Below are 26,908 nucleotides of genomic sequence, written 5' to 3' on the forward strand. Positions count from 1 at the left end.
ATGACCGCTCGGGGGGAGCAGGGGGTGGAGGAACTGGCCAGGTTGCGCGACGGCGTGGACGTGGCGCTGCGCAGCATCCGCGCGGGCATCCCGGTCACCCGGCCCGCGCGGGCGGCGGAGGCGGACTGGGCGATGTCCGCCGACGGCGTGATCGGCGCCCCGCCCGCGCCCCGCGGCGGTGAACCGGACTCGGCGGGTGGCGGCAGGCACCGCCTCAGGTGACGCGGGCGGTCGCGCGGCGGATGTCCCAGGTCGCGCCCATCCCGCGGTACAGCCCGACCGCCTCGCGCAGCGCCTCCTCGGCCTGCGGCGTGCGCGCCTGGCGGGACAGCAGGGCCGCTCGGTCCTCCAGCGTCTGCGCCAGCTCGAACACCCGGCCGACCGACCGGTAGTGCGCCGCCACCGCCAGCAGCCCGTCCGCGTCCCCGTCGAGCAGGCACCGGCAGCGCCTGGCCGCGGCCGCCGCCCGCGCCGAGGCGCCCTCCGCGGCCGACTCGGCCTGGCAAGCCGCCGCGGCGGCCCGCGCGGTGGCCAGGTCATCGCGGGCCAGCGCCAACCGCACCAGCTCGGGCAGCCACTGGTGGCGCAGCATCATCTGCGCGTGGCGGGGATCCAGGATCGCGCCGAGCAGCTCCACCGCCCGCGCGTCCTCGCCCCGGCGGGCCGCCTCCGCCGCCCGCGCCGCCACCAGGAAGTCGCAGTTCTCCTGATCCGCGACGCTGACCAGGGGCAGGTCCGCTCCGGCGGCGAGGTGGTCGCGCAGCCGGGAGTCGTCGTCGCGGTGCGCGGCGATCAGCGCGGCGACCCCGTGCAGCAGCAGCACCGGTCCGCCTTCACGCAGCCCGAAACCGGTGAACTCCGGATCGTCCGCGACGATCGCGTCCAGCCGTGCCGCCGCGTCGTCCCAGTCGCCCAGCCAGAACCGGTGCACGGCGGCGGTCACCTGCAACCCCGCCACCGGGGCGCCCGCGCCCGCCGTGGCGAAGGCCCGCTCCAGCGACTCGGTGGCCTCGTCCAGCCGGTCCAGGCACTGGAGGGTGAAGACCCGGTTGTCCAGCAGCACCAAGCGCAGGTCGGCCAGGCCGGGAGCGGTGCCGACCACCTCCAGCGCCCGGTCCAGGTGCCCGATCGCGCGCGGGTAGTTCCGCCGCACCGCGTCGACCTGCCACAGCACCCCCAGCGCCTGGCCGGTGGCGAACGGGTCGTTCGCGCGCTCACCGGCCGCCACGGCCTGCCGGGCGCTGGCCGCCGCCGCGTCCAGCTCGCCCACGCCCGCCCGCTGCACCAGGGCGAGCAGCGACAGCAGCCGCGCCCGCCAGGTGTCGGTCAGCGCCGGGTCGGCCAGCGCCTCGCGCAGCGCCTCCAGCGCCTCGTGCGGGCGGGAGGCCCGGTAGGGCACGTAGGCCAGCGTCCAGCGCGCCTCGCCGATCCGGTCCGGCGCGCGCAGCCGGGGCAGCGCCCGCCTGGCGTGCTCGGCGGCCTCGGCGTCACGGCCGACGCGGAACAGCGCGCTGCTGAGGTGGACGGTCAGCGTCGCGGCGTGCTCACCGCGCGCGGCGGGCGAGCGCAGACCGCGCTGGAGCAGTTCCACGGCCACCAGCGGTGCCCAGCGCACCAGCGCGGGCGCCCGGTCCATCAGCCACGGCACCGCCCACGAGCCGATCTCCTCCGAGGAGGCGGACAACTGCCCGGCCACCTCCTCCTCCGCCGCGCCGGACGCCGCCAGCGCCTGCGCGGCCTGCTGGTGCAGTGCGGTGCGCAGCGGCGCAGGCGTCGCCTCGTACAGCACCTGCCGCAGCAACGGGTGCCGGAACCCCATGCGCGGGCCCGCGTCGCGCAGCACGCCCGCCGCCACCGCCTCGGTGAAGGCGGGCAGCAGTTCGGGCACCGGTTTGCCGAGCACCACCGCCAGCGCGCCGACGGAGAACTCCCCGCCCAGCACCGCCGCCCACCGCAGCACCTCCCTGGTGGGCGCGGACAGGAAGTCCAGCCTGCCGGTCACCGCGGACACCAGCGACCGCGGCGCGCGGTCCAGCGCGTCGGGTGGCACCTCGGCCACCCCGGTGTCGATCCGCACCGCGTGCTCGTGCACCAGCGCGTCGGCCACTTCCCGCGCGTAGAGCGGGTTGCCGCCCGCCATCGCGGCGATGCGGCGCAGCGCCGGACCGGGCGGCGCGCCGACCAGTTCGCCCACCAGGTCCGCGACGGTGTCCTCGGGCAGCGGGGCCAGGTCGAGCACCGCGCCGCCCGCCGTGCTCACCGCTTGCCGCAGCCGGGCCACGTCGGCGCGGTGCGGCACCGGCCGGGCGACGCCCACCAGCAGCAACGGCAGTCTGCGGGTGAGGACGACCAGCCGGTGCCACAGCCGCGCGCTGCTCTCGTCGGACCACTGCAAGTCGTCCAGCGCCACCACCAGCGGGTGGTGCGCGGCCAACCGCTCCACCAGCTCCACCAGCCGGTCGACGGCCACCGCGATCGGGTCGGTGGCGGTGAGCAGGGAGCCGTCGGCGGGCCGGTCGTCGCGCAGCGCCCGCGCGGTGGCCGCGCGACGCGGGTCCGGCGCACGCGGGTCGACGCCGAGGCAGTCCAGGGCCAGCCGCAGCGGGAACCGGGCGCCCAGCTCGTCGCCCGCGGCGTGGGCCACCTGGTGCCCAGCCGCACCCGCCGCGGCCAGCACGGCGGCGAGCAGGGCGGACTTGCCGATACCCACCTCGCCCTCGATCCACAGGGTCCGGCCGCGTCCGGCCGAGACGTCCTCGACCAGGCCGTGCGCGACGGCCAGCTCGGCGTCCCGGCCGAGCAGCAGCGGCGCCCGCGTGTCGGACCGGCTCGGCCTGCTCGACGGGGCCGGGCCCACCACCTCGGCCCGCGCGCGGGCGGTGTCGACCGGTGGGCGGGGGCGGTCGGGCACCGGCACACCCCCCAGCACGGGCTGCTCGTTGCGCAGCACCCGCTCGTGGGCGGCGCGCAGCCCCGGTCCCGGCTCGACGCCCAGCTCGGCCCGCAGCACCCGCCTGGCCTCGCGGAAGACCTCCAACGCCTCCGCGTTGCGCCCGGTCCGGTGCAGCGCCGTCATCAGCAGCTCCCGCGCGCGCTCGCGCAGCGGCTCCTCGGTGACCAAGGCGCCCAGTTCACCGATCACGTCCAGGTGGATCCCCGCGACCAGCGCCGCTTCGGCGCGCAGTTCCCGCGCGGAGGCGCGCAGCTCGGCCAGCCGCACCCGGTGCGCCCGCGCGACCGGACCGTCCAGCCCCGCCAGCGGAGCGCCCCGCCACAGCGCCAGCGCCGCGTCCAGCGCGCGCACCGCCCCTTCCGGGTCACCGCTGTCGAGCCGTTCCCGCGCGCGTTCCCGCAGCGCCGTGAACTCGGCCACGTCGGAGGCGTCGGGGGCCAGCACCAGCCGGTAGCCCGAGCCGACCGACTCCAGCAGCCGGGAAGCCGTGCCGCGCGCCCGCTCCGGCTCCAACGCCTTGCGCAGCACCGAGACGTAGGTGTGGACGCTGCCCTCCGCGGTCGCGGGCGCGTCATCGCCCCACACGCCCCTGATCAGCTCGTCCCGCCGCACCGGCACGCCGGGGCGCAGCGCCAGCACCGCGAACACGCCGCGTTGCCGCGACGAGCCCAGCGCCACCTCCCGCTCGCCCGACCACGCCCGCACCGGACCCAGCAGGGCGACGCGCAGCGGCTGCGCCGTTGGAGCCGTCATGCCTTCCCCCTCCTCCACCTCATGGACGCCCGTGCGACCCCACTTCGACCCGTCGCGCGTCCAGTTCCGCGCCCATGCCGCGGTAGAGCGCCGCGGCCTCGGCCGACGCCGCCAGCGCCCGCGTCCGCTCACCGCGTGCGGCCAGCAGCGTCGCGGCGTCCTCCAGCGCCTCGGCCAGTTCGACCGGTCTGCCCACCTCCCGGTACCGCGCCGCCGCGGCCAGCACGGGCGCCGGGTCGTGCTCGACCAGGCCCCGGCAGTGCTCGGCGGCGTAGAACGCGCCCGCGGGTTTCCGCTCCACGGCGGCTTCCTCCGCGGCCACCTCCGCGACGCGCTCGGCGACCCCCGGCTCACCGGCGGACAGCGCGAACCGGGCGAGGGTGGGTAACCACTGGTGCCGCACAACCCCCCGAGGAGGCCGCAGCAGGGGGCGCAGCGCGGCGACGGCTTCGTCGGGGCGACCGGCGGCTCGCGCGGTGAACGCGCGCGCGGCCAGCAGGAAGTCGACGCTCTCGTGCTCGACCGCGGTGGTCAGCGGGTAGTCGGCGGCGCGCAGGTGCTCCCGCGCCATGCCCAGGTGGCCCCGCCGGGCCGCCACCACGGCCGCGACACCCTGCGCCAACAGGGCGGAACCGCTGTCCAGCAACGCGTGCGAACTCGCGTCCGCGCAGGCGACCTCGCGCACCGCCCCGTCCCACCGGCCCATCCAGTAGTCCTGCACCGCACGGGCGACGTGTGCCTCGGCCGCCGAAGGGGTGCCCGCGGCCACCTCCCGGCTCTCCCGCAGCACCGCGTCGGCCTCGTCGAGCCGGTCCAGCTCGCGTAACGCCGCCGCCCGGTCCAGGGACAGCGCGGTGCGCAGCCCGGCGTCCCGCACCTGCCGCGTCCCGACCACCGCCAAGGCGAGCTCGGCCTGCAGCAACGCCTCCTCGTGGTCGCGCCGGGCCGACCCGATCCGCCCCAGCGCCTGGTGGGCGTGTGCCTGCGCGAAGCCGTCGTCGGCTTCGCGCAGCGCCTGCCAAGCCGTCTCCTCGGCCGCCTCCGGCTCGCCCAGCCCGTCGCACTGCACCAGCGCCAGCAGCGCCGCCAGTCGCGCCCGCCACACCGGCGGCACCCCGTCGTCGGCGATGGCGTCCCGCAGCACCGCCGCCGCCTCGGCCGCCGCGCCGTCGAGGTGGCGCAGGCGGGCCAGCACCCAGCGCATCTCGGCGGTCAGGTCCTGGTCCTCGGTGCGGGCCAGCACGTACCGGACCTCGGCGTCGGGCCGCCTGCCCAGCCGCAGCAGCAGGCGGGTCAGCCGGGCGGCCAACCGCTCCCGGTGCGCGGGGTCCACCGCGGGCTGGTCGATCGCGGTCCGCAACAACCCGGCCGCCACCTCGGGCGCGCGTTCGGCCAGCCGGTCCGCGTTGGCCAGCAGCCAGTCCACCACCCAGGCGTCGATGGCGGACGGGGCGGCGGCCAGCTGCGTGGCGACCACCTCGACCGGGGCTCCCGCGTCGGCCAGCGACTGGGCGGCCTGGCGGTGCAGCGCGGTGCGCACCGGCCCCGGCAGGCCGCGGTGCAGGGCGTGCCGCACCAGCGGGTGCCGGAAGGCGAGCTTCGCGCCCGACTCCACCAGCACGCCCGCGGCCGTCGCCTCGTCCACCGCGGCCACCAGGTCCGAAACCGGGCGCCCACCCGCCGTCGCGGCGTCGGCGGGCGAGAACTCCACGCCCAGCAGCGCGCCCCAGCGCAGCACCTCGATCGCCTGCGGCGACAGGAAGGCCAGCTGCTGGTTCAGCGCGGCCACCAGGGCAGGCGAGACCTCCTCCTCGGCGAACTCGTCCACCTCGGCCACGCCGTCGTGGAACTCGACCGAGCCCTCCCGCAGCAGCGCGTCGACCACGCCCCTGGTGTAGCGCGGGTTGCCGCCCGCGCAGCCGACCAGCCGCCTCAGGCCCGCGCCCGCCGGGGCGCCCAGCAGGCCGGTCAGCAGGGCGTCGACCTCCGGGGCGGTCAGCGGGTCCAGCTCGACCACGTCGCCACCCGCGTCGACCACCGCGCGGCAGGCCCGGTCGACGTCGTCGCGCCGCGGCACCGGGCGCGCGGCGGCCACCAGCAGCAGCGGCAGCTCGTCCACCAGCCGCAGCAGCTGCCGCCAGACCAGGACGCTGACCTCGTCGGCCCACTGCAGTCCGTCGACCACCAGCACCAGCGGCGCCCGCGCGCACAGCTCGGCCACGAAGGCGAGCACGCGCTCGGCGGCCAGTGCGACCGGGTCGCTCGCGGCCCACGGCGGCGCGGCTTCCGCCGGGTCGGCCAGCGCCCGCGCCAGTGCCGCGCGCCGGGGGTCGGGGGAGCGGCCGGTCACTTCCAGGCCGTCCAGCAGCACGCGCAGCGGGAACCGCCCGGCCAGCTCGTCCACCGCCACCGAGGCCACCTGGCACCCGAACTCGGCGGCCCCGGCCAGCCCGGCGGTCAGCAGCGCGGTCTTGCCGACACCCGGCTCGCCCGCCAGCCACACCGCGCGCCCCCGGCCCGCCGCCACGTCGGTGACGGCCCGGCGCAGCAGGTCCAGCTCGCGGTCGCGGCCGACGAGCCCGTTCCCGGCCACGTCGGGGGTCCACCGGGCGGGGCCACCCGGCGCGGGCGCGGGGGCGCCACCGAGCGCCTCGCGGTGCGCCCGGCGCAGCGCCGGGCCGGGTTCGATGCCCAGCTCCACCACCAGCGCGCGGCGCGCCTCGCGGTAGACCCGCAGCGCCTCGGCCTGCCTGCCGCCCCGGTGCAGCGCGGTCACCAGCAGCGCGAGCAGCCCTTCCCGCAGCGGGTGCTTGGTGGTCAGCCCGGACAGCTCCGCGATCACGTCGGCGTGCCTGCCCAGCGCCAGCGCCAGCTCGGCGCGCCGCTCCACGGTGGCCAGCCGCAGCTCCGCCAGGCGCGCGCGCTGCGACTCGGCGAAGGGGCCGGGGACGCCGAGGAGCGCGTCACCGCGCCACAGCGCCAAGGCGTCGTCGAGTTCCCCGAGCGCCGCCTCCGGGTTGGTCTCGGCGAGGACCTGGGCGCGCTTGCGGTGCTGCTCGAACCGGTGCACGTCCAATGCGGACGGGTCGATCTGGAGCGAGTAGCCCGCGCCCGTGGACACGACGACCTCCGCCGCCGACCGCTTGGAGCGGTGGGGTTCGAGGACGCCGCGCAGTCCGGACACGTAGGTGTAGAGGCTCGCCGCGGCCGTCGCGGGCGGCGACTCGCCCCACACGCCGTCGATCAGCTCGTCGCGGGAGACGGCCTGGCCCACCCGCACGGCGAGCATCGCGAACACCGCCCGGCGTCGCGCCGCGCCGATGTCCACGCCCTGCCCGTCCCGCCAGGCGCGCACCGGCCCGAGCAGCGCCACGGAGAGCGGCGAGGCGGTGCTCACGGCCGTTCCCGGAGGTCGTGCTCGGCATTCCGACCACGCGGCACCCGGTGGCCGGGGTCGTTGTCCGGTGCTGTGCTCAACCGCGTTAAAGGCCTGGTTCGTCCGAGTGGGTGGGGCATGTCCCCTGCTTTGCTCCGAGGTTATCACGATACCGATCTTGGCGCGTTGAGCTGCGGTTTTAACCGGTTGCGAAGCTGTCCGTTTCCTGTCGATCGATTTGTCGCGCTTTCTGGGGCGGGTTCTGCGGGCATGCTCCGGCCGATGTGGTACAGCGGTTGCGGAACTGCTGCTTACCGGCTTTGTGAGGCGGTATTGCGGAAGTCTCCTGGGCTGTTCGCGCGGCGGTCCGGCGGTGTCCTCCGGTCCTCCGGTGGTCTCATGGTGCCGACGCTATGCGGAGTGCCGGGGGGTCGTCATCGCCCGTGGAAATGATCCCGCCTACCTCCGTGGGGGTAGGTCATCGGCCGTTCGGGGGTGGCCGGCCGGACGGGGCGAGGATCGGACCCCTGGTCGGGGCGCGAGGGTGGGAGCGGCGCACCCTGGTAGGCCGCCGAGCGGCTTCCTAGCGTCGTGGTCGACAGGATTCCGCTCAGCAGAAGGGAAAGCCGGTGACGAACGCTTCCGACGTGGAGGTGGTCGGTGCCCTGCACCGCGACTGGGTGTTCGGCTGGGAGCGCAACCCCGGCGACGCGCCGTTCGACTTCCGGGACGTCCAGGGCGCGCGCTACGACTGGGACTTCGACGGGGTCGTCCTGTACGACGACTTCGACCCCGCGCACCGCGTCGCGCGCGGTGCCGGGGAGTACGCCGAGATCTGGGAACCGGCCTTCCGCGACCTGCGCCTGGCCCACCACCGCGTCGCTGCGGGGCCTGACGTGGTGGTCTCGGGCGATCTCGCCGCGTCGTGGCTGGTGTTCGTCGCCCGGCTGGAGGACCTCAGCGGGACGGTGACCGGCATCCGCACCACGACATCGCTGGTGTGGCGCCGGACCGGGGAGCACTGGAAGATCGTCCGGGAGCACAACTCCTCGGTTGTGCTGGAGGCGGATGAACTCGATGCGGCGATGGCGGACGTGCCGGTCACGCGGTAGTTGTGTACCGAGGCAACCCGTTGGAGCGAGGAGGTGCGGCGAGCGATGCCGAAGATCGATTTCCCGCTGGCCCTCCCGCGGCGGTTCGAGGTGTGGTCCTACCGGGCCCCGCACGGCGTCCTCGTGCTGCGCAGCGACAAGGGCGCCGACGCGCCGACGCGGGTCGACGTGGTGTTCCGGGCGGTCTCCGAGGTGAAGCTGGCCACCGTGATGACCAACCTGGTGGTGGACCGGGCGGGCGGCGCCTACACGCTGGCGTCCAACGAGATGCCGGACGCCTACGTCGTCGCGGCCAACGCGCTGGTGTTCGAGGACGACCTGGAGGGCGGGCAGCCCTCGGTCGCCGAGGACCCGGCGCTGGAGCGCCACGTCATCCGGTCGCTCTACCACCACCGGTACTGACCGGTGGGCAGCGCGCCGCACGGGGGTGCGGCGCGCTGCCCACCGGCGGGGCTCACGCGGGCGGAGAGGTCACCCCCACGGCGGGCGGCAGCACGGCCCCGGTCGTCCCGCGAGCGCGGTCGCGCCGGTCGAACCAGGACAGCAGCGGCGTCGCCATCACCGTCGTGACCAGCGCGACCACCACCAGCGCGCTGAACAGCGCCTGGGTGACGATGCCCGCCGCCAGGCCGATGTTGATCGCGATGAGCTGCATCAGGCCCCGCGCGTTCATCAGCGCGCCCACCCGCAGCGCCACCGGCTGCGGCTCCCCGGCCACCCGCGCGGCCAACCAGCAGGCGCCGAACTTGCCCACCACCGCCACCACCACGCACCCCACGGTGAACAGCAGCACCGAGCCGCTGCCCAGCAGCGCGAAGTCGGTGTTGAGCCCGGAGTAGGTGAAGAACAGGGGCAGGAACAGCGCCCCCACCGGCTGCAATGCCTCCACCGCCCGGTCCAGCCGCTCGGAGCGCGGGAACACCACACCCAGGCTGAACGCCCCGAACACCGCGTACAAGCCGATGACGTCGGTGTACCAGGCGGCCAGGAACAGCACCGCCAGCACCACCAGCAGCAGGTTCTCCGAGGTGATCCGGTCGGCCAGCGGGATGGCCCTGCCGTGTGCCCGCAGCACCAGCGCCAGCAGGGCGAGCAGCACCACCGAGCCGCCGAGGGTGAACGCCACCGGTCCGATGCTGCCGCCCGCGATGCTGAGCACCCCGGCCAGCAGCACCCAGGCCGCGGCGTCGTCCACCGCGCCCGCGCCCAGCGACAGGGCGCCGAAGCGGCTGCTGGTCAGGCCGCGCTCGGTGATGATGCGGGCCAGCATCGGGAACGCGGTGATCGCCAGGGACACGCCGACGAACAGCATCGAGACCAGCAGCGGCACGTCGTCGGGGAACACGTCCACCCGCCCGTCGGCCAACCAGGTCAGGCCGATGCCCAGCAGCAGCGGCGCCGCCATGCCCACCGCGGAGACCAGGCCCGCCGAGCGCGCCACGCCGCGCACCCGGTCGAGGCGGAACTCCCAACCCGCGCGGAACATGAACGCCACGAGCCCGATCTGGCCCACGACGTAGAGCACCGGCCGCAGCTCGCGGGGGAACAGCTCGGCCTCGACACCGGGAAGCAGCGCGCCCAGCAGGGACGGGCCGAGCACCACGCCCGCCACCATCTCGCCGACCACGGGAGGTTGCCCCACGGCGCGCAGCAGCCTGCCGACGACCCGGCAGGTGAACAGGACGACCACGACCGCGAGGAAGAACGCGGGTGCCAATTCGGTAGGGGTCAACGTGCCTCCCGTGTCAGCTGTGAACCACCGGGCAGCGCCCGGCGGGGGGAGCGGCGGCGGTGTCCTGGGCGTCGAAGTACCGGCCCGCGAGCCGCAGGCGGCGGGCGTCGAGCACCATGGCGGTGCCCAGCACGAGCTGGACGACGCTGCGCGTCACGTCCTCCCAGCGGTCGCGCAGCCGCACGAAGGCCCGCAGCGCCCGCAGCCTCCCCGGTCGCGGCGGCGCGTCGTGCGGCACGAGCAGGCACGGCGCCCGGTGCGGGATCGAGCGGGTGTGCGAGGCGGTGGACTCCAGCCGGAACCGCCGCAGCACCTCCCGCGTCGCGGCGCGCAGGGCCAGCGGCGCCAGCCGCCACGCCGGGCACGGCCGGTTGGCGGCCACCCCGAAGGGGATGTGGTGGGCCTCCCGGAGCGACAGCCGCTCCCATCGGTCCGGGTCGAACTCGTCGGGCCGGTCGTAGCCGGTGGCGTGGTAGTCGGGGTAGCTGAAGCACACCACCGACCCGGTGGGCAGCACCGTCCGGTCGTCCAGCCGCACCTCGCCGGTGGTGATGCGGTGGGCGATGCCGAACAGCGGGTAGAGCCGCATGGTCTCGTCCATGACGTGGCCGAGGTAGCGGTCGTCGTCGGGGTCGGCGGTCAGCCGCCGCCCCACGTCCGGGTGCTGGGCGATGGCCAGCAGCAGGTGCGCCGACGCCTCGGACATCTGCACCACGGCGGTGTTGAAGAAGGTGCCCTGGAGGTAGTGCACCCGCTCGGCGGTGCTCAACGACGGGGGCAGCTCGTGCGGCACGTCCCCCGCCTCGACGCGGGCCCGCAGGTAGCGGGTGAGCCGGGCGCGGCGGCGCGGGTGGCGCAAGCCGGTGCACTTGAGCGAGGTGACGACGTCGTCGGCGTGCTCGACGATCAGCTCGCGCGCCCGCCGCGGGCAGGGGGAGCGGAACACCAGTTCGTAGAAGAACTCCGCCCACACCGGCATCATCAGGTCGCGCAGCCGCACCAGGCTGGTGCGGTCGGCGGGCAGCGCGTCCAGCGCGGCGGCCGTGGCGCGGGCGGCGGCCTCGGCCAGCGCGGCGGACGAGCCCGCGAGGATCCGCCGGGTGGCGCGGGCCACCTCGTCGTAGCGGGGGCCGTCCTCCAGGTGCTCCTGGTGCACCTCGGGACCGGGGGAGAGCCAGTACCAGAACAGGTCGGACAGACCCGCGCCGCGGCTGCGGCCGTTGACGGCGGGATCGGCGTAGACCCGCTCGAAGACCTCGGGACCGTGCTCGGCGTTGGGCAGCGTCACCACCCGGTCGCCGTTGACCAGCTGGAACACCCGGACGCGCAGGTCGACGACTCGACCGGGCAGCCAGCGCGGCGCGGTGAGCACCGCGGCGGCCGCCAGCAGGGGCAGGACCTTCACCGCACGCCTGCCCCTCGGCGCACGACCAGGTCGCCGGTGAGGTCGGCGTTGCCGCGCGCACCGCACAGGGCCAGCGCGTGGTCGTACTCGTCGAGCAGGGTGTCCAACACGCGCCGCACCCCCCGCTCGCCCTCGGCGGCCAGGCCCCACAGCACGGGGCGGCCGACGCCGACGGCGGTGGCGCCCAGCGCCAGCGCGATCGCCACGTCGGCGCCGCGCCGCACTCCGCCGTCGAGCAGCACCGGCACGCGCCCGGCCACCGCCTCGACCACCGCGGGCAGCGCGTCGACCGCGGCGGGCACCGCGTCGAACTGGCGTCCACCGTGGTTGGACACCACGACGCCGTCGACGCCGCCCGCCACCGCCAGCCGCGCGTCGGCCGGGTGCAGCACGCCTTTGAGCAGCACCGGCAGCGCTGTCATGGCGCGCAGCCGGGCCAGGTCGTCCCAGGACAGCTCCGGCGACATGGCGATGGGGCGGGTGCCTCCCGGTGGTCCGCCGGGCAGGTCGCGCATGTTCTCCGCGGCGTAGCCGGGCGGCAGGTCGGTGAAGCCGTTGCGCAGGTCCCGCTCGCGCCGCCCGAACACCGGTGAGTCCGCGGTGACCACGAGCGCGGTGCACCCGGCCCGCTCGGCCCGGCGCACCAGGCACTCGGTCACCTCCGGGTCGGGCTGGAGGTAGAGCTGGAACCACACGGCGGCATCCGGGTCCACCGCGCGGGCCGCGCGGACGACCTCGGCGACCGCCGTGGTGGCGGCCAGGCCGGTGACCAGCACGACGCCCGCCGCCGCGGCGGCCCGCGCGGTGGCCAGCTCCCCGTCGGGGTGCGCCAGCCGGTGGAACGCGGTGGGGGCGACCAGCACCGGCGCGGTGGCGGGCGCGCCGGGCAGGCGCACCGCGGTGTCCCGGACCGCGCTGCCCCGCAGCACCCTGGGCAGCAGCGCGAGCCGGTCGAAGGCGCGCTCGTTGTCGGCCAGCGCGCGCTCGCCGCCCGCGCCACCGGCCACGTAGTCGTAGAACACCGGGTCGAGCACCTCGCGGGCCCGGTCGTGCAGCGCGGTGAGCACGCCGGTCACGGCAGGGCCGGGACGGGCGCGGCCAGGTGGACGCGCAGGAACTCCCGCAGCGGGGCGCGGTGCACCGCCTCGCTGTCCCACTCGTTCTCCAGGTTCTCGGTGATGTGGTGCTCGCCGACGAGCTCCCCGTCCCGGTGCAGCCGCACCACCGGGTGCAGGTAGCGGCCGTCCAGGCCCTGCACGTCGTCCTGGGACTTGCGGCCGGCGGTCACCTCGAACGGGTCCACCGCGTCGTGGTCGGCGCCGTACTCCAGGGTGATCACGGCGTGCGCGGCGACCGGCCCGAAGTCCCCCCGAGGCACGGCGACCCGCGCGTGGTCCACGGGCACCTCCTCGGCGTAGCGCAGGTTGCCGTCGGGGGCGACCAGCAGCACGTCGCCGAGGAAGGCGAACTGCTGCCACAGCGCGGAACTGGTGTTGACGCGGCGGATGACCTCGTCGACCGCGGCTTCCACCTCGTGGCCGAGGTCGGCGGTGGGCCAGCCCACGCCGTGGTGGCGGTGTTCGAGAATGCGGTGCAAGGCCCGCACGCCATACCGGAAACCGTGGATGAAACCGCTGGTCGACTTCTTGAAGTCGCGTACCTGGGTGATCGTGCCCGCGAAGTGGACATCGGGCACGTTCGTCGACTCCCAGGTCTCGGTCTGGGCCGGGAACCGGTCGTTGATGGTCAGCTCGGGGCGGCATTCCGGGGCGAAGAGCGAGGCGTCGAAGCGGAATCCGGTGGCCAGGATCACGCGGTCGTAGCGAATTTCCTTGACCACCTCGTCGACCCGCTCGAACGCGACTTTCACGTAGTATCCCGACTCATCCCGGCGAATGGCCACCACCCGGCCGTCGAGCACCGCGTTCTGAGATTTGAGCTGGTAGGTGTCGAGGAAGTTGTTGTTCACCGCCCGCAGGTGGCCGACGAAGTGCGTGCGCCACGCCAGGCGCAGCGAGCCCGCGCCCACCACGTGGATGACCGCGGCGGTCTCGATCAGGTTGTCGGCGGTCTCGAAGGCGGAGTTGCCGCGTCCCACGATCAGCACCCGCTGACCGGTGAAGTCGTCCGGGTCGGTGCTGACCGCGTCGTAGCGCTCGGCCAGCTCGACGCCCTCGAAGGTGGGCAGGTTGGGCAGCGAGACGCCGGTGGCGACGATCACCCGCTTGGCGCGGAAGGTGTTCCCGTGCTGGTCGACGGCCTCGAACTGGTCCGGCCTGCTGATCCGGACCAGCCGGGTGCGGTACCGCACGTCGATGCCGTGGGTGGCGGCGAAGTCGGCCAGGTAGCCGACCATCTCGTCGGCGTGGGGGAAGTAGCGCGGCGTGCGGGCGGTGAACAGCGGGGCGTGCTCGTCGGACAGCAGCGAGTTCCAGTCGTTGCGCAGCCGCAGCTCGGGGTCGTCCCACCCGGTGTGCACCTTGTTGATCGAGATGAGCTTGCGGTGTCGGGGGAAGCGGGTGAAGAAGGTGCCGGGCGCCTCGCCCGATTCGACTACCAGGTAGCTCCGCCCGGCGCGGGCGAGGAAATACCCCGCCTGCAGGCCCGCCGGGCCCGCGCCGATCACCAGGTAGTCTACTTCCACCGCGCTCGGCATAGCGTTCTCCCGTCGTCGTGCTGGCGATTCGGGACGTTAGTTGATTCTTAAATGAGGTAGCTAGATACACCTCCTGTGATCTGCGTCACGTACAATTGGGGTATCGAAAACAAATGATCGCCGATAAGTCGTGCTCCGAATGGACTCAATTGCTGTCGGCGAGCTGTCGATTTCTTCTCGCGCTGGTCGCGCGGTGGTAGGCAATTGGCCCGCAACGCGCCGCGCCGAGCGGTCGCACGCGCTTCCCGCCGTGCGCGCCGCTCCGCTCCGGCCGCCACGTCCGGGTGAGCCCAGGCACCTCGCGCCGTTCCTGTGCCGGAACTGTCGGTCCCGTTCGGACACTGGACTGGTGACCGCACCGCCCCTGATCTCACCCACCCGCATCTACGTGGAGCCCGCCGCCGCCGAGCTGCCGCGCGGCCGCGCCGTGCTCGACCGGTTCCCCGACGCCGAGCGGGTCGAGGTGGCCAGCCACTGGCGCATCCCCGAGCTGCACGGCGACGAGGCCAACGCCCGGCGCTGGGTGCGGATCAAGCGCGAAGCCCTGGTGCTGGGCGTGAAGAAGTCGCTCAGCGCCCGGCCCAACGGCCGCTCCGCGCACTTCATCGCCCCCTCCACGGCCAACGGGTGCGCGATGGCGTGCGCCTACTGCTACGTGCCCCGGCGCAAGGGCTACTCCAACCCGATCACGGTGTTCGCCAACATCGAGCAGATCACCGGCTACCTGGCGCGGCACGTGGCGCGCCAAGGTCCGATGACCACGCCCGACCAGGTCGACGACCGGGCGTGGGTCTACGACATCGGCGAGAACTCGGACGGCGCGGTGGACGCGCTCGTCAGCGACAACGTGCGGGACCTGGTGGAGCTGTTCCGCGGGCTGCCCACCGCCAAGGCGTCGTTCGCGACCAAGTACGTCAACCGCGATCTGCTCGACTGGGATCCGCAGGGGCGCACCCGCGTCCGGTTCTCCCTGATGCCCGAGCGCACCGCGAAGCTGCTCGACATCCGCACCAGCCCGGTGGCGCGGCGGCTGGCCGCGCTGGACGACTTCGTGACCGCCGGGTACGAGGTGCACGTCAACCTGAGCCCGGTCGTGGTGCACGACGGGTGGCTGGAGGACTGGGCCGAGCTGCTGGTGGCGCTGGGCGACGCCACCTCGGCGGCCACGCGGGACCAGTTGGCCGCCGAGGTGATCATGCTGACGCACAACCGGGCGCTGCACGAGGTCAACCTGGGCTGGCACCCGCGCGCGGAGGAGCTGCTGTGGCGGCCCGACCTGCAGGAGAGCAAGCGCAGCGAGGGCGGCGGCGTGAACGTCCGCTACCGCTCCGGGCTCAAGCGCGCCCTCCTGGACCAGCTCCTGTCCCTGATCGCCACGCACGCCCCCTACCTCCGCGTCCGCTACGCCTTCTGACCGGCGGCGAGGGCACGTCCAGCCCTTCCGGCCAGGACGTGCCCTCGCCGCGTGGAACCCCCGCCGGGCGAACCGCCTGCTCCGGGCGGTCGAGGTCGCGTGCTCCCGGAGCGCGCCCGCGCGGTGCTCAGGACAGCCGGCTGATCAGCTGGTCCGCCCAGTTCTCCACCGTGGTCGAGTGGAACAGCTCCGTCGAGTACTCGACGTCGAGGACGATCTCCCCCTCACCAAGGGTGAACACGAAGTACAGATCGGTGCGAGCCTGCCCCGGAACGCCGTGACCGCTGATCTCGGTCGCCGCGGACCCCAGGGTCACGGTGGGCGCGGGGGTCGTGATGACGGTGAACAGCACCGCGGGGTAGGGGGTGTCCGCCTCGTCCGGGATGGCGGTGCGCACGACCTCGCTGAGCGGCAGCTCCTGGTGGTCGAGCGCCGCGTACAGGCGGGTGGCGACATCATCGCCCCTGCGCACCCGGACCAGCACGGCCTCCCCGACGTAACCGATCATGGTCTCGTGTTCCGGCCTGGTCCGGCGTGAACTGGACGTGGCGAGCACCACGTCGTCCTGGCCGCTCACCTCCGACAGCCACTGGGCGAACACCTGGGCGATGATCACGTTCGGTGTGGTGTCCGAAGCCGATGCCGCTGCCCGCACCGAGGCCACCGGAGCACTGCGGTGGACGAGCGCGCCCGCGCCGGAGAGCGCCTTCGGACGCGGTTTGTCGTAAGGCAGGCTCGGGTGGAGCGTCGCCCCGGCGAGCTCCCTGGACCAGAAGGACCTCAGCTCCTCGCCGCCTGCCACCGCGGCTCGTTCGAACCGGACGTGGTCCGGGTACTGCGCGGACGGCGGCGGCAGGGGCGTTCCGCTGTACAGGGCCGACAGCTCGCGCCAGAAGATCCCGGCCGACCAGCCGTCGAAGATCATGTGGTGGAAGACGGCGGCCAGCACCCAGTTGTCGTCGGTGACACGGCCGACGCGGACGCGGAACAGGGGGGCGGTGGAGAGGTCGAACTCCGCGCTGGCCTGGGACACGAACCAGTCGCGCACCCGAGCCTGGTCATCGGGCAGGTCCTCCACCGGCACGGTGACCGGCACGTGCGGCAGGACCTCCTGGTGCGTTCTGAAGAACCGGGTGCGCAGTGCCGCGTGCCGCTGAACCAGCTCGGAGAGCGCTCGGCGCAGCGCGTCCACGTCCAGCGGCCCGTTGACGTCCACCCGGAACACCACGTTGTAGACGGACGAGTCGACGCGGGCGTGGTGGCGTTGCCACAGCCTGCGCTGGGCGCAGCTCAGCGGCACCCGGTCGACGAGCTTGGCGGCCAGGCCGCGGATCGTCGGGTTGAGCAGGAACTCGGTCATCGAGACCTCGGTGCCGGTCTCGGCGGTGATCCGGTTGAGCAACCTGACCATCGTCAGGGAGTGCCCGCCGAGTTCGAAGAACGACTGGTCGACACCGATGTCGGCGCTGCCGAGCTCGGCTCGCCACAGGGCGTGCAGGGTCTTCTCCAACGCGGTCGCGGGTGGCGCGACCTCCGCCGGTGACGGTGCGGGCAGCTGGGAGGTGGCGAGCTTGCCGTTGGAGGTCAGCGGCAGTCGTTCCATCCTGACCCAGCGGCGCGGGACCTGGGCGGACGGCAGCACCAGGGACAGCGACGACGCGATGTCGGCCGGATCGTCGTCGGTGACCACGTAGCCCACGAGTTCGCCGTCCCGCACCACGACCGCGGCGTCCCGGACTCCGGGGAGCTGCAGCAGGGCGTGCCGGGTCTCACCGGGCTCGATCCGGTTGCCCCGGATTTTGACCTGGTCGTCGGTGCGGCCGTGGAACTCCAGCACGCCGTCGGCACGCCATCGTCCGAGGTCTCCGGTGCGGTACCGGCGCGGTGCCACGAACGCCGCGGCGGTCTCGGCGGGCCTGTCGAGGTACCCGTCGGCGACGCACACGCCTTCGAGCTGGATCTCGCCGACCGCGCCGATCGGGACGCGTCGCCCAGCGGGGTCGACCACCTGCACCCGGACGCCGTCGAACGGTCGGCCGATCGGCGGCCTGCTGTCACCGAGCTCGACCCGGTGGACGGTGGCCAGGATGGACGCCTCAGTGGGCCCGTACGCGTTGTAGAGCACGCACTCCGGGTGCGCCGCCAGGAACTCGTGCACGGCTGGCGTCGGAACCGTCTCCTCGCCCACGGAGACGATCTCCCGCAGCGACGGCAGCGAAGGCACCGGCTCCAGCAGGTGCAGCAGTGGGGTGAACGGCATGCAGACGCGCTCGACCGAGTAGGTGCGGATCACCTCCGCGACCGCGGCCGGGTCGTAGCGGATCTCGTCCTCGGTCAGCACGAGCGCCGCACCGGACGCGAGTGTCGTGAAGATGTCGTACACGCTGACGTCGAACGAGGGGGAGACCCACTGCAGCGTGCGCGTCGGCGGGTGGTGCCTGCCGTGCTGGCGGACGAGGTTCACCGGGCCACGATGCGGTACGAGCACGCCCTTGGGGCGTCCCGTGGAACCGGAGGTGTAGATGCAGTAGGCGAGATCGTCGGGGCTGGTGCTGTTCGGCGGTGGCACCGCGGACGATCCCAAGTCCTCCACGAAGAACGTCGGCACCTCGGCGATGGACTGCCGCGCTCGATCGGTGAGCAGAACCGCGGCACGGGAGTCGTCCATCAACAACCGCAGGCGTTCCAGCGGGAGCGACGGATCGAGTGGCAGAAAAGCGGCTCCGCTCTTGAGGACCCCGAGCACGGCCACGATCTGCTCGGGACCGCGTGGCAGGTGGACGCCGACCAACGTGCCCGGTGACACGCCGTGGTCGATCAGGACGTGAGCGATCCCGTTCGAGCGCTCGTCGAGCTCTCGGTAGGTCATCTCACCCAACGGGCCGGTGATGGCCACCGCGTCGGGGTCCCGTCGGTCGACCAGTTCGTGCAGGCAAGCCGTGGAACTGTCGGCATCAGCCCCCTCCCAGCGCGCGAGCAGGTGCCGGTCCTCGGCGGTGATCTCCGCCGGGACACCTGCTCTGGCCGACCGCAGCACGTGCTCGAAGTAGGTGAGCATCCGCTGGATCGTGCTCTCGTCGAACAGGGCGGTGTCGTACTCGACCACGCACCGCACGCCGTCGGCCGCGTTGGTGAGGTACAGCACCAGGTCCATCGGCGCTCGGTCGCTGGGCACGTCCAGCGGGGTCGCGGTCAGCCGGGGCGGGTCGAAGTCGACGGCACCGGCGTTCTCGTACTCGACCAGGACTTGGAACAGCGGGTTGCGCCCCGGATCGCGGTCCGGGTTGAGCTCTTTGACCAAGCGGTCGAACGAAGCGCCGCTGTGCTCGTAGCTGTCCATGGTGGACGCGTTGAGCCGCTGGGCGAGCGCGGCGAACGGCAGGTCACCCGACAGGTCCATCCTGAGCGGGATCGTGTCGACGAACATGCCGATCACGTCGTCGTTCGGGCGGCTTGACAGGCCGGTGCCGATGACCAGGTCGTCCTGGCCGCTGAACTTGGACAGCACGGTGGCGAAGGCGGTCAGCAGGGTGGTGAACGGCGTCACCCGCTGCTCGACGGAGAACTCGCGGATCCACTCGCGCAGGTCACCGGCCAGTTCGCGGGTGAGGAACGCGCCTTCGCCGGTTCGCACAGCGGGCCGGGGGCGGTCGGTCGGGAGTCGCAGCTCGGGGGCGTCGGCCAGGTGGGCCCGCCAGAATTCGACGTCCTGTTCGCGGTCCTGCTCGGGGACGGCGATCTCCTTGATCGCGGGGAGGGCCGCGTCCGAGGGCCAGGACTTGTAGAACGCCGCGAGATCCCTGAGGAACACCACGGTGGAGGCCGAGTCGAACACGATGTGGTGCGCCAGCAGGAACAGCACGTGGTGCTCGGCGGAGAGCCGCAGCAGTCGGGCGGACAGCAGCGGACCGGTGGTCAGGTCGAACACCTCGCGCCCGGCGGTGCCCATCACCTCCCGCAGGCACTCCTCCTCGGAACGCCCCGCGCAGTCGATGACCGGGCAGTCGATGGTCACATCGGGACGGGTGACCCGGTGCGGTTCCCCGTTGATCTCGTGGAAGACGCTGCGCAGCGCCGGCTGCCGGGCGATCACCTTGGCCAGCGCGCCCAGCAGTGCCTGCTCCTCCAGCGGGCCGACGAACCGGATGGCCTTCGGCTCGTGGTAGACCCGCTGCGCCGGGTGCAACCGCTCGAGGAACCAGATCCGGCGCTCGGCCGGAGTGGCGACCCTGGTCTCCTGCGTCTTCTGCGAGTACACCCGCCGGAGTTCGTCCACCGCGGGCAGACCGGCGAGCACCTTCTCGGTCGCGACGCCGAAGTCGACGAAGCACGCGATCTCGTCCACCCCGGCCGCGAGCAGGTCGTCCATCACCTTGCCGCAGCTGATCGGGCTCCCGATCAGGGCGCGGGAGTCGCAGTAGCGCTGGTACGCCTGTTCGAGCAGGAAGGTCACGTCGTCCTCGGCGGCGCTCTCCAGGTCGATGTCCACGCCGAGACTGTTCGTCACCTGGTTGAACAGCGACAGCGACGAGCGGAGGTACGCGCAGAACGGCTCGAAAGCCTCGGCGCGTGCCACGTCCGGGTCATCACCGACGTAGGTGTGGACCAGCACCACGACACGACCCGCGGCCGGGTCCAGACCGTGCTCCTCCCTCGTCCGCCGGTACAGCGCGATGTTCGCCGCGAGCTCCTCGACCGTCTGGGACATCAGGTTCGTGACGACACCGACGTTCGCGGCCGCTGCCTTGCGGTAGCTCTCCGGGTTGCCGACCACCGCCACGTACATGGGCGGCTGCTGCTGCACGGGCCGAGGGTGGGATCGCACTTGGACCACCTCGCCGTTGCCCGCGGTGGCCGTGATGGCCTCACCGGACCACAGCCTGCGCACGGTGTCCAGGCGCGTGTAGAGCTCCTCCCGGTGCCTGCCGTAGTTCTCCGGTGCGAGCACGAAGTCCTGGGCGTGCCAGCCGCTCGCCACGCACAGGCCCGCCCGACCACCGGAGAGGTTGTCCACGACGGACCACTCCTCGGCCACCCGGAGCGGGTGGTGCAGCGGGAGCACGACCGAGCCCGCGTGCAACCTGACGCGGCTGGTCTGCGCGGCCAGCGCGGCGGCGAGCACGGACGGGTTCGGGAACAGGGCGCCGAAGGAGTGGAAGTGCCGCTCGGGCAGCCACAGGGCGTGGAAGTCGTGCTCGTCGGCGAACCTGGCCGCCTCGGTGATCAACCGGTACTTGTCCTGCGCGGTCTCGTCGGGGTAGTCGCCGAAGAAGTACAGGCTGAAGTCGCACGCGGTTCGCGACGGCCACGGCGTCGTGGCGAGCGGGCGCACGTCGACCTGTGGCAGCGGCTTCACGACCGGCTTCACGACCGGCTTCACGACCGGGTTCGCATCCGGCTTCGCGACCGGCTTCGCATCCGGTTCGGCAGGCGGCCGCGGGGTTCCCCTCGTCCCGAGGAGATCCAGTTGACGGGCCATGAGCTGGGAGATCTCGGTGGTCAGCCGCTCGGTGATGCGCAGCTGTCGCTCGATGACCGCGTACACGTCGGTGTCCGCCGCCTCGGCCAGGGGCAGCTCGGTTCGGGCAGGTCCGGTTGGCGGCAGCTCGGTCCGGGGCGGCTGGGGCCCTGGCAGCTCGGTCCGGGGTGGCTGGGGTCGGAGTGGCTCGGGAGCGGGCTCGGTCGCCGTGCGGGGAAGCGCCCGCCCGACCTTGGCGGCGAGTTTCCGGGGTGTGTCGGTCTCGCCGAACAGCTCCCGCACCGGAACCCGGACGTCGTGCCTCACGTCCAGCTCGCGAACCACGCTCATCAGCGTCAGCGAGTCGGCCCCCAGCTCGACGAACGACCGGTCGGGATCCACCTCCGGCAGACCCAGCTGCTTGGCCAGCAGCGAGCCGACCACGTCGAGGCTGGACTCGTCAGCCTGCTCCGGGGCCGTGGGCTGAGCTACCGGCGTGCGCTGCAGCGGACAACCTGGCAGCGGGACACGACGACCGTTGACGACTCCGCTCCAGTCCGGCGTCACACCTGTCCGGTAGACCTCGGCGAGGGCGGTGGGCAGGGCGAGCTCGGTGCCCCAGCTCGGTACCCAGCGGCTTCCGGGAAGCGCCCTGCGGGCGATGCCCGTGAGCACGCGACCGGGACCGATCTCGACGAACAACCCAGCGTCAGCGAGCGTGGACAGGACCCGGTCGAACCGCACCGTTCGCCGGGCGTGGTCGCACAGGTAATCCGCGTCCACCGCGGCCAACGGCGTGCCGTCCAAGCCGCTGATCACGGTCTTCCGCAACGGCCCGAGAACGACACCCGACGCGCTCGCGCGCAAGTCCTCGATGATCGGCTCCATCAGGGCCGAGTGGAACGCGCGGTCCACGTCGAGCCTCCGCCAGACCATGCGTTGCTCGTCGAGCAGCTCGATCGCCGCTTCGAGGGCGCGGGCAGATCCGGACAGCACGCACGCCCCCGGTCCGTTCACAGCGGCGATCTCGGTGCCGGTCCTCGTGGCGATCCGATCCACCTCGGGCGGATCACCGACGACGGCGACCATGCCGCCGGGCTCGGTGGCGGACATCAGCTCGCCGCGAATCGTGGTCAGCCGCAGCCCGTCCTCGAACGTCAGCGCTCCGGCGGCATACAGCGCCGCGTACTCACCGACGCTGTGCCCGGTGACGATGTCCGGCTCGACGCCCAGCGAACGCCACATCTCCACCAGAGCGACCTGGAAGGCGAACAGCCTCGGCTGGGCCTGCGGGCTGTCGCAAGCGGCGAGCACTTCCTGCGAGCGCGGAAAACCGGTGAAGTCGGCGCTGGTCGGGAGGGTGTCCTGACCGGAGAACGCGAACACGATCGGGCCGCGACCGGCGGGCTCCGGCAGTTCGGTCAAGGCGTCGGCCAGTTCGGCGACCGTCCTGCCGACGACGGCCGTCCGGTGAGCCAGGTGCCGACGACCGAGAGCCAGGGTGCTCGCGACGTCGGCTGCGGACAGCTCGGGGTGCTCCACCAGGTGGTCGCGCAGTTCCCCGGCCAGTCGGCCGAGCGCGGCCGGAGTGTGCGCGGACAGCGGCAGGACCACCGGACCGGTGGCGGTCGCGGGAATCACCGCAGGCGCCTCCTCCAGGACCACGTGCGCGTTGGTCCCGCCGACTCCCAGCGCGCTGACCCCGGCCCGCCTCGGCCCGCCGCTCGTGGTCCACGGCTGGTGCCGAGTGCCCAGGACGAAGGGACCGTCCGAGAGGCGCAGTTCGGGGTTGGGCTCGCGCAGGTTGATGGTAGGCACCAACTCCCGGTGCCGGAGCATCAGCACGGTCTTGATCAGACCGGCCATCCCGGCGCAGGTGTCGAGGTGGCCGATGTTCGGCTTGACCGAGCCGAGCGTGCAGAACCCGGTGCGGTCGGTGTCCGCGCGCAGCGCCCTGGACAGGGCCTCGACCTCGATCGGGTCACCGAGCGCGGTGCCCGTTCCGTGCGCTTCGACGTACGAGATCGTCTCCCCGGACACCCCTGCCCTGCGCAGGGCCTCGCGGACCACGGCGACCTGGCCGGACACGCTCGGCGCGGTGAAGCCGACCTTGGTGGCGCCGTCGTTGTTCACCGCGGTCCCCAGGATCACGGCGTGCACGGTGTCACCGTCGGCGATGGCCCGGTCGAGCCGCTTCAGCAGCACGGCGGCGACCCCGTTGCCGCCGACCGTCCCGTCGGCCTCGGCGTCGAACGTCCGACAGCGCCCCGTGGCGGAGAGGATCGAGCCGGGGAAGTGCCGGTAACCCGCCTCCTGCGGCACGCGGACGGCCGCGGCGCCCGCCAGCGCCATGTCCGCGTCGCCGCTCAGCAGTCCCTGCACGGCCAGGTGCACGGCGACCAGAGCCGTCGAGCACGCTGTCTGCACGCCGATCGCGGGTCCGGTGAGGCCGAGCCGGTAGGCCACTCGGGACGCGAGGAAGTCCGGCTGGGTGCCGATGGTCGCCTGCATCGCGGTCGGGACGTCGCGGGCGGGCCGGAGCAGGTCCTGGTGACCGTAGAGGTGCATGCCCGAACCCGCGTAGACGCCCACCCGGAGGTCTGGTCCGGTGGCGGCGTATCCGCCGTGCTCCAGCGCCTGGTAAGCGCACTCCAGGAACAGCCGGTGGTCGGGCTCGGTGAGCTCGGCCTCAGCCGGGGACATCCCGAAGAACTCCGCGTCGAACACGTCCACATCGGCCAACGTGCCGCCGACTGGCACCACATCGGGGTCGGCGTCGGTGAACCTGTCGACGCTGTCCACGCCCTCGCGCAGGTTCCGCCAGAACTCGTCGATCGTCGACGCGCCGGGGAACCTCGCCGACATCCCGATGATCGCTATCCTGGTGTCCTCCTGGCGCGCCTCTGCCGTGGCGGGCCCGGTTCGTGGCCTGCCCATCACGTGGGCGGTCAGCGCGGCCACGGTCGGGTGCTCGAACATGGCGGTGCTCTCGATGCTCACGCCCAGTCGCTCTTCGAGGCGGGCCTTGAGCTGCATCAGCGTCACGGAGGTCAGGCCCAGCTCGTAGAACGGCGTGTGCTCGTCGATCTCCTGGCCCAGGATGTCGCTCACGGTCGCGCGCACGTCCGGCTCGACCAGCTCCCGCAGCGCGCCGCGCTTCACCTTGCCGCTGCTCGTGCGGGGGAAGTCGCGAGCGGGCACGGGGATGACGCGCGCGGCGGTCAGCCGCAGGCGCGTGAACACGGCCGCCCTGATGTCACGCTGGATCCTGGCGGTATCAACGCCGTTGTCCTCGAAGAAGACCGCCAGCTCGTCGCTGCCCGTCGCCGGGTTCGAGATGCCGCACGCGCCGACGCCACCGGCCGGGACGCCTGCGACGGAACCGGCGACCTCCTCGACCTCGTGGCACGACACGTTGTGCCCGTTGAGGATGATCACGTCCTTCTCCCGGCCCGTGATCACCAACACGCCCTCGTCGATGAACGCGAGGTCGCCGGTGTGCAGCCACTTCCCGTCACTGGAGAGCGCGGCCCGCGTGGCTTCGGGATTATTGGCGTAGCCGGTGGTGATCCGGTTGCCGGACACCTGCAGGCTGCCGATCCGCCTCTCGGGCAGCGGGTTGCCGTCGCTGTCGACGATCCGGATGGCCGCTCCGGGGGCGGGCGAGCCGGCGGTGACGAATGTCGAGCTGTCCGGGCCCGGTCCCTCCGCCCACCGCAGGGTTGCGCCGAGACTGGACTTGAGCACGTGCCGCACGTGCAACCCGCCATGCGTGATCCCGGTCGTCGTCTCGGCCATGCCCCAGGTCGGCACGAACATGTCGCGGGTCAGCCCGAAGGGTGCCGTGGCCGTGAAGAACCGGTCCACCATCGACAGCGTGATCTGCTCACCGCCGCACACCAGTGAGCGGACCGCGCTCAGGTCCCAGCTCCGGTCGCCCGCGGCCTCGACGGCGCGGGCGACGAGCTGGTAGCCGAAGCTGGGCGCCCAGGTGTGGCTGGCCCGCCACTCGGCCAGCGCGTCGAGCCAGGTGAGCGGATCGGCCAGCACATCCCCGGTCGGCAGGTGGACGTTCGTGCAGCCCGCGAACACTTCGGCCACGTGGTAGAGCAGCAGCGCGCCACTGTGGTCGATGGGCAACCAGTTCAGCGAGACGGCAGGCGGATCGATGCCCAGGACACGTCCGCTCCCCGCGGCCATCTCGGCCAGCGCGCGGTGCGTCAACTGCGCGGCCTTGGGGGCGCCAGTGCTGCCGGATGACAGCACCAACAGCGCGACGTCGTCCTCCTGCGGGTGGTGGACCTGCTCGGCTTCCGGTTCGTCCTCGCACCCGGAGATGTCGATGGTCGCGATGTCCAGGGCCGCGGCGCCGGTGGTGTCGGTGATCACCGGTGGCCTGCCGAGCAGGTTCCAGGTGTGGATCAGCCGGTCGTGGGCCGGGCCGCGGGCGGGCGGATCGGCGATGACCACCGGTTTGATCCCGCCGAGCAGGCACGCCCAGAACGCCGGGAAGAAGGCGGTCAGCGGCAGACCTGCGATGATGGCATGGTCACCGCTGGTCACCCCCGACCGCCGGAGGCGGGTGGTCATGCGGCGAGCCAAGGCCAGGAGATCCGGATAGGTCTGCAGGCCATGGGATGTGCCCACACCCGAGTGCGGGAACTCTCGGGCGGCGCGCAGGAGGGCGGCAACCGCGTCGCGGGGGTCGTCGTCGCTCAGGTGGAGATCGCCACCGCAGGTGAACGAGGATTCTCCCATGGTCATGTTCTCCTCAGAGTGGTCGATATCAGCAGGAGAGTTCCAGCCGTGACTAGCGCGGCGCCGTGGAGCAGACCGACGACCGCCGGAGGAGGAAGCGCCTCCAGCAGACCGGCGGCGATGAGCATGCCGATCGCGAAGCCGCCCGCCTCGACGCTGGCGGACACGCCGAAGGCCCGGCCGCGGAGCTCCTCCGGCAACGTCTGCAGCCTGGACACGTAGCTGATCTCGGTGAGTCCGTCCGCCAGGCCCGCCGCGAACACCACCACGACGAGCCCGACCGCGGGCAGGCCGGTGAAAGCGGTGAAGAACGCCAAGGACATCACGCACGTGCCGATCGCGAAGGCCCGCTCGCCAGGAGGGCTGCCACGTCGCTCGACCCACCTGGACACGACGTGGTGCGCCGAGAACGCGCCTATCGCCCACGCCGTCCAGAACTGGCTCATGAACGCCGGTGCGGGGGCGAAGATCGGCAGCGCGACGTTGTGGGACGCCGATCCCAGCGCGTCGGCGCCGCGGACCGCGAACATGCCCAGGAAGCAGGCGGGAAGCGTCCGCAGCAGCTTCAACGTGCCGATCGGGGCGCTCGGCCGCGACGGTTCAGGTGTCGTGGTGCCCAGCGGAAGCGCGGCCAGAGTCGCGGCGCAGACGACGAATGACGCGGCGTTCACCAGGAAGGCCGCGTCGTACCCGGCTGCGGGTATCAGGACTCCGGCGGAGACGAAACCGAGCACCGTGCCGATCGAACGCCCCGTGACCAGGTAACCGTTGGCCTTCGTGCGCTGGTGCTGGCCGACCATCCGCGGGACGCTGCTGCGCAGGGCGACCGCGAAGAACGTGTTGCCGACGCCCATGACCACCGCCACCGCGCACAGGACGGCCAGGCTCGGCCAGATCACCAGGGCCACCATGGCCGCGGCCTGGGCGATGTCCGATCCGATCATGGCGGTCCGACCGGCCACCGCGATTCGGCCTGCGACCAGTCCGCCGAGGAATCCGCAGGTCAGCCGCAGCGCCATGATCACACCGGTGGTGAACGCGCTGCCGGTGAGGTGCCACGTGAACAGGCTCAACGCGACCAGGTTGAGGTAGGTGCCGTACGCGGAGACTGAGTAACCGCCGACGAGCGCGACGAACAGGCGGAGAGCTCGCCGATCTTCCTGCAACAACGCATTCGTTCCCATCAGAGCTGGTGGACGTGGTCGCAACGGGTGCTTCGCCGGTGGCGTCCGGCGCTGATCGCCGGGCCTCCGCGCAACGACGCTCGGTCGCCCGCAGCGCTGCGGCACGA

12 protein-coding genes are annotated in these 26,908 nt (G+C 73.1%); 4 read left to right on the forward strand and 8 right to left on the reverse strand.

The features are described from left to right. Nucleotides 1–222 carry a hypothetical protein gene (locus tag JOF41_RS10700; protein ID WP_189226449.1) on the forward strand — a complete coding sequence of 74 codons (222 nt, stop codon included), beginning with the start codon at nucleotides 1–3 and terminating at the stop codon, nucleotides 220–222. Here JOF41_RS10700 and JOF41_RS10705 read toward each other — a convergent pair. Further along, nucleotides 215–3,706 carry an ATP-binding protein gene (locus JOF41_RS10705; protein ID WP_209618218.1) on the reverse strand — a complete coding sequence of 1,164 codons (3,492 nt, stop codon included), beginning with the start codon at nucleotides 3,704–3,706 and terminating at the stop codon, nucleotides 215–217. The two genes, JOF41_RS10700 and JOF41_RS10705, sit on opposite strands and share 8 nt — an antisense overlap. 19 nt (nucleotides 3,707–3,725) lie before the next feature. Next, nucleotides 3,726–7,103 (reverse strand): ATP-binding protein, encoded by a 3,378-nt coding sequence (locus JOF41_RS37720; protein WP_209618220.1) that lies wholly within the window; start codon nucleotides 7,101–7,103, stop codon nucleotides 3,726–3,728. A gap of 608 nt (nucleotides 7,104–7,711) precedes the next feature. Between JOF41_RS37720 and JOF41_RS10715 the strand changes: the two genes are divergently transcribed. Continuing rightward, nucleotides 7,712–8,194, forward strand: a complete 483-nt coding sequence (locus JOF41_RS10715) for a YybH family protein (RefSeq protein ID WP_229796170.1) — start codon at nucleotides 7,712–7,714, stop codon at nucleotides 8,192–8,194. Between the two features lie 45 nt (nucleotides 8,195–8,239). Beyond that, the gene (locus JOF41_RS10720; RefSeq protein ID WP_189226446.1) at nucleotides 8,240–8,596 is read left to right on the forward strand and encodes a hypothetical protein; all 357 of its coding nucleotides are present in this window, start codon (nucleotides 8,240–8,242) and stop codon (nucleotides 8,594–8,596) included. Between the two features lie 52 nt (nucleotides 8,597–8,648). Here JOF41_RS10720 and JOF41_RS10725 read toward each other — a convergent pair whose 3' ends face one another. Genes JOF41_RS10725 through JOF41_RS10740 form a run of 4 tightly spaced genes read right to left on the reverse strand, consistent with a single transcriptional unit; the run spans nucleotide 8,649 to nucleotide 13,975 of the window. Further along, entirely contained in the window at nucleotides 8,649–9,926 is a 1,278-nt protein-coding gene (locus JOF41_RS10725) for a cation:proton antiporter (RefSeq protein WP_189226445.1), read from the reverse strand. A 13-nt stretch (nucleotides 9,927–9,939) separates the two neighbouring features. Further along, the gene (locus JOF41_RS10730; RefSeq protein WP_307867364.1) at nucleotides 9,940–11,331 is read right to left on the reverse strand and encodes a cytochrome P450; all 1,392 of its coding nucleotides are present in this window, start codon (nucleotides 11,329–11,331) and stop codon (nucleotides 9,940–9,942) included. Next, a complete protein-coding gene (locus JOF41_RS10735) occupies nucleotides 11,328–12,407 on the reverse strand; it encodes an alpha-hydroxy acid oxidase (RefSeq protein ID WP_189226444.1) in 1,080 nt (359 codons plus the stop codon). The genes JOF41_RS10730 and JOF41_RS10735 overlap by 4 nt, the downstream gene beginning before the upstream one ends. After that, nucleotides 12,404–13,975 carry an NAD(P)-binding domain-containing protein gene (locus JOF41_RS10740; protein WP_189226443.1) on the reverse strand — a complete coding sequence of 524 codons (1,572 nt, stop codon included), beginning with the start codon at nucleotides 13,973–13,975 and terminating at the stop codon, nucleotides 12,404–12,406. The genes JOF41_RS10735 and JOF41_RS10740 overlap by 4 nt, the downstream gene beginning before the upstream one ends. A gap of 361 nt (nucleotides 13,976–14,336) precedes the next feature. Between JOF41_RS10740 and JOF41_RS10745 the strand changes: the two genes are divergently transcribed. After that, on the forward strand, nucleotides 14,337–15,401 hold the full coding sequence (locus JOF41_RS10745; RefSeq protein WP_209618226.1) for a spore photoproduct lyase family protein: 1,065 nt from the start codon (nucleotides 14,337–14,339) through the stop codon (nucleotides 15,399–15,401). 127 nt (nucleotides 15,402–15,528) lie between these two features. On the opposite strand, the gene JOF41_RS10750 is transcribed toward JOF41_RS10745, so the two are convergent. Both JOF41_RS10750 and JOF41_RS10755 read right to left on the reverse strand, forming a co-directional pair. Continuing rightward, entirely contained in the window at nucleotides 15,529–25,623 is a 10,095-nt protein-coding gene (locus JOF41_RS10750; RefSeq protein WP_307867365.1) for a non-ribosomal peptide synthetase/type I polyketide synthase, read from the reverse strand. After that, complete coding sequence (locus JOF41_RS10755) at nucleotides 25,620–26,906, reverse strand: MFS transporter (protein WP_209618232.1); 1,287 nt, start codon at nucleotides 26,904–26,906, stop codon at nucleotides 25,620–25,622. The genes JOF41_RS10750 and JOF41_RS10755 overlap by 4 nt, the downstream gene beginning before the upstream one ends. Nucleotides 26,907–26,908 lie beyond the last annotated feature (2 nt).

The organism is Saccharothrix coeruleofusca, assembly GCF_017876325.1.
In the GTDB taxonomy this organism is placed as follows: Bacteria; Actinomycetota; Actinomycetes; order Mycobacteriales; family Pseudonocardiaceae; genus Actinosynnema; species Actinosynnema coeruleofuscum.

What these genes read in the sequence shown, in the direction of transcription:
- JOF41_RS10700 (WP_189226449.1), top strand. Translation starts at nt 1, where the DNA reads ATGACCGCTCGGGGGGAGCAGGGGGTGGAGGAACTGGCCAGGTTGCGC.
- JOF41_RS10705 (WP_209618218.1), bottom strand. Translation starts at nt 3,706, where the DNA reads ATGACGGCTCCAACGGCGCAGCCGCTGCGCGTCGCCCTGCTGGGTCCG.
- JOF41_RS10720 (WP_189226446.1), top strand. Translation starts at nt 8,240, where the DNA reads ATGCCGAAGATCGATTTCCCGCTGGCCCTCCCGCGGCGGTTCGAGGTG.
- JOF41_RS10750 (WP_307867365.1), bottom strand. Translation starts at nt 25,623, where the DNA reads ATGACCATGGGAGAATCCTCGTTCACCTGCGGTGGCGATCTCCACCTG.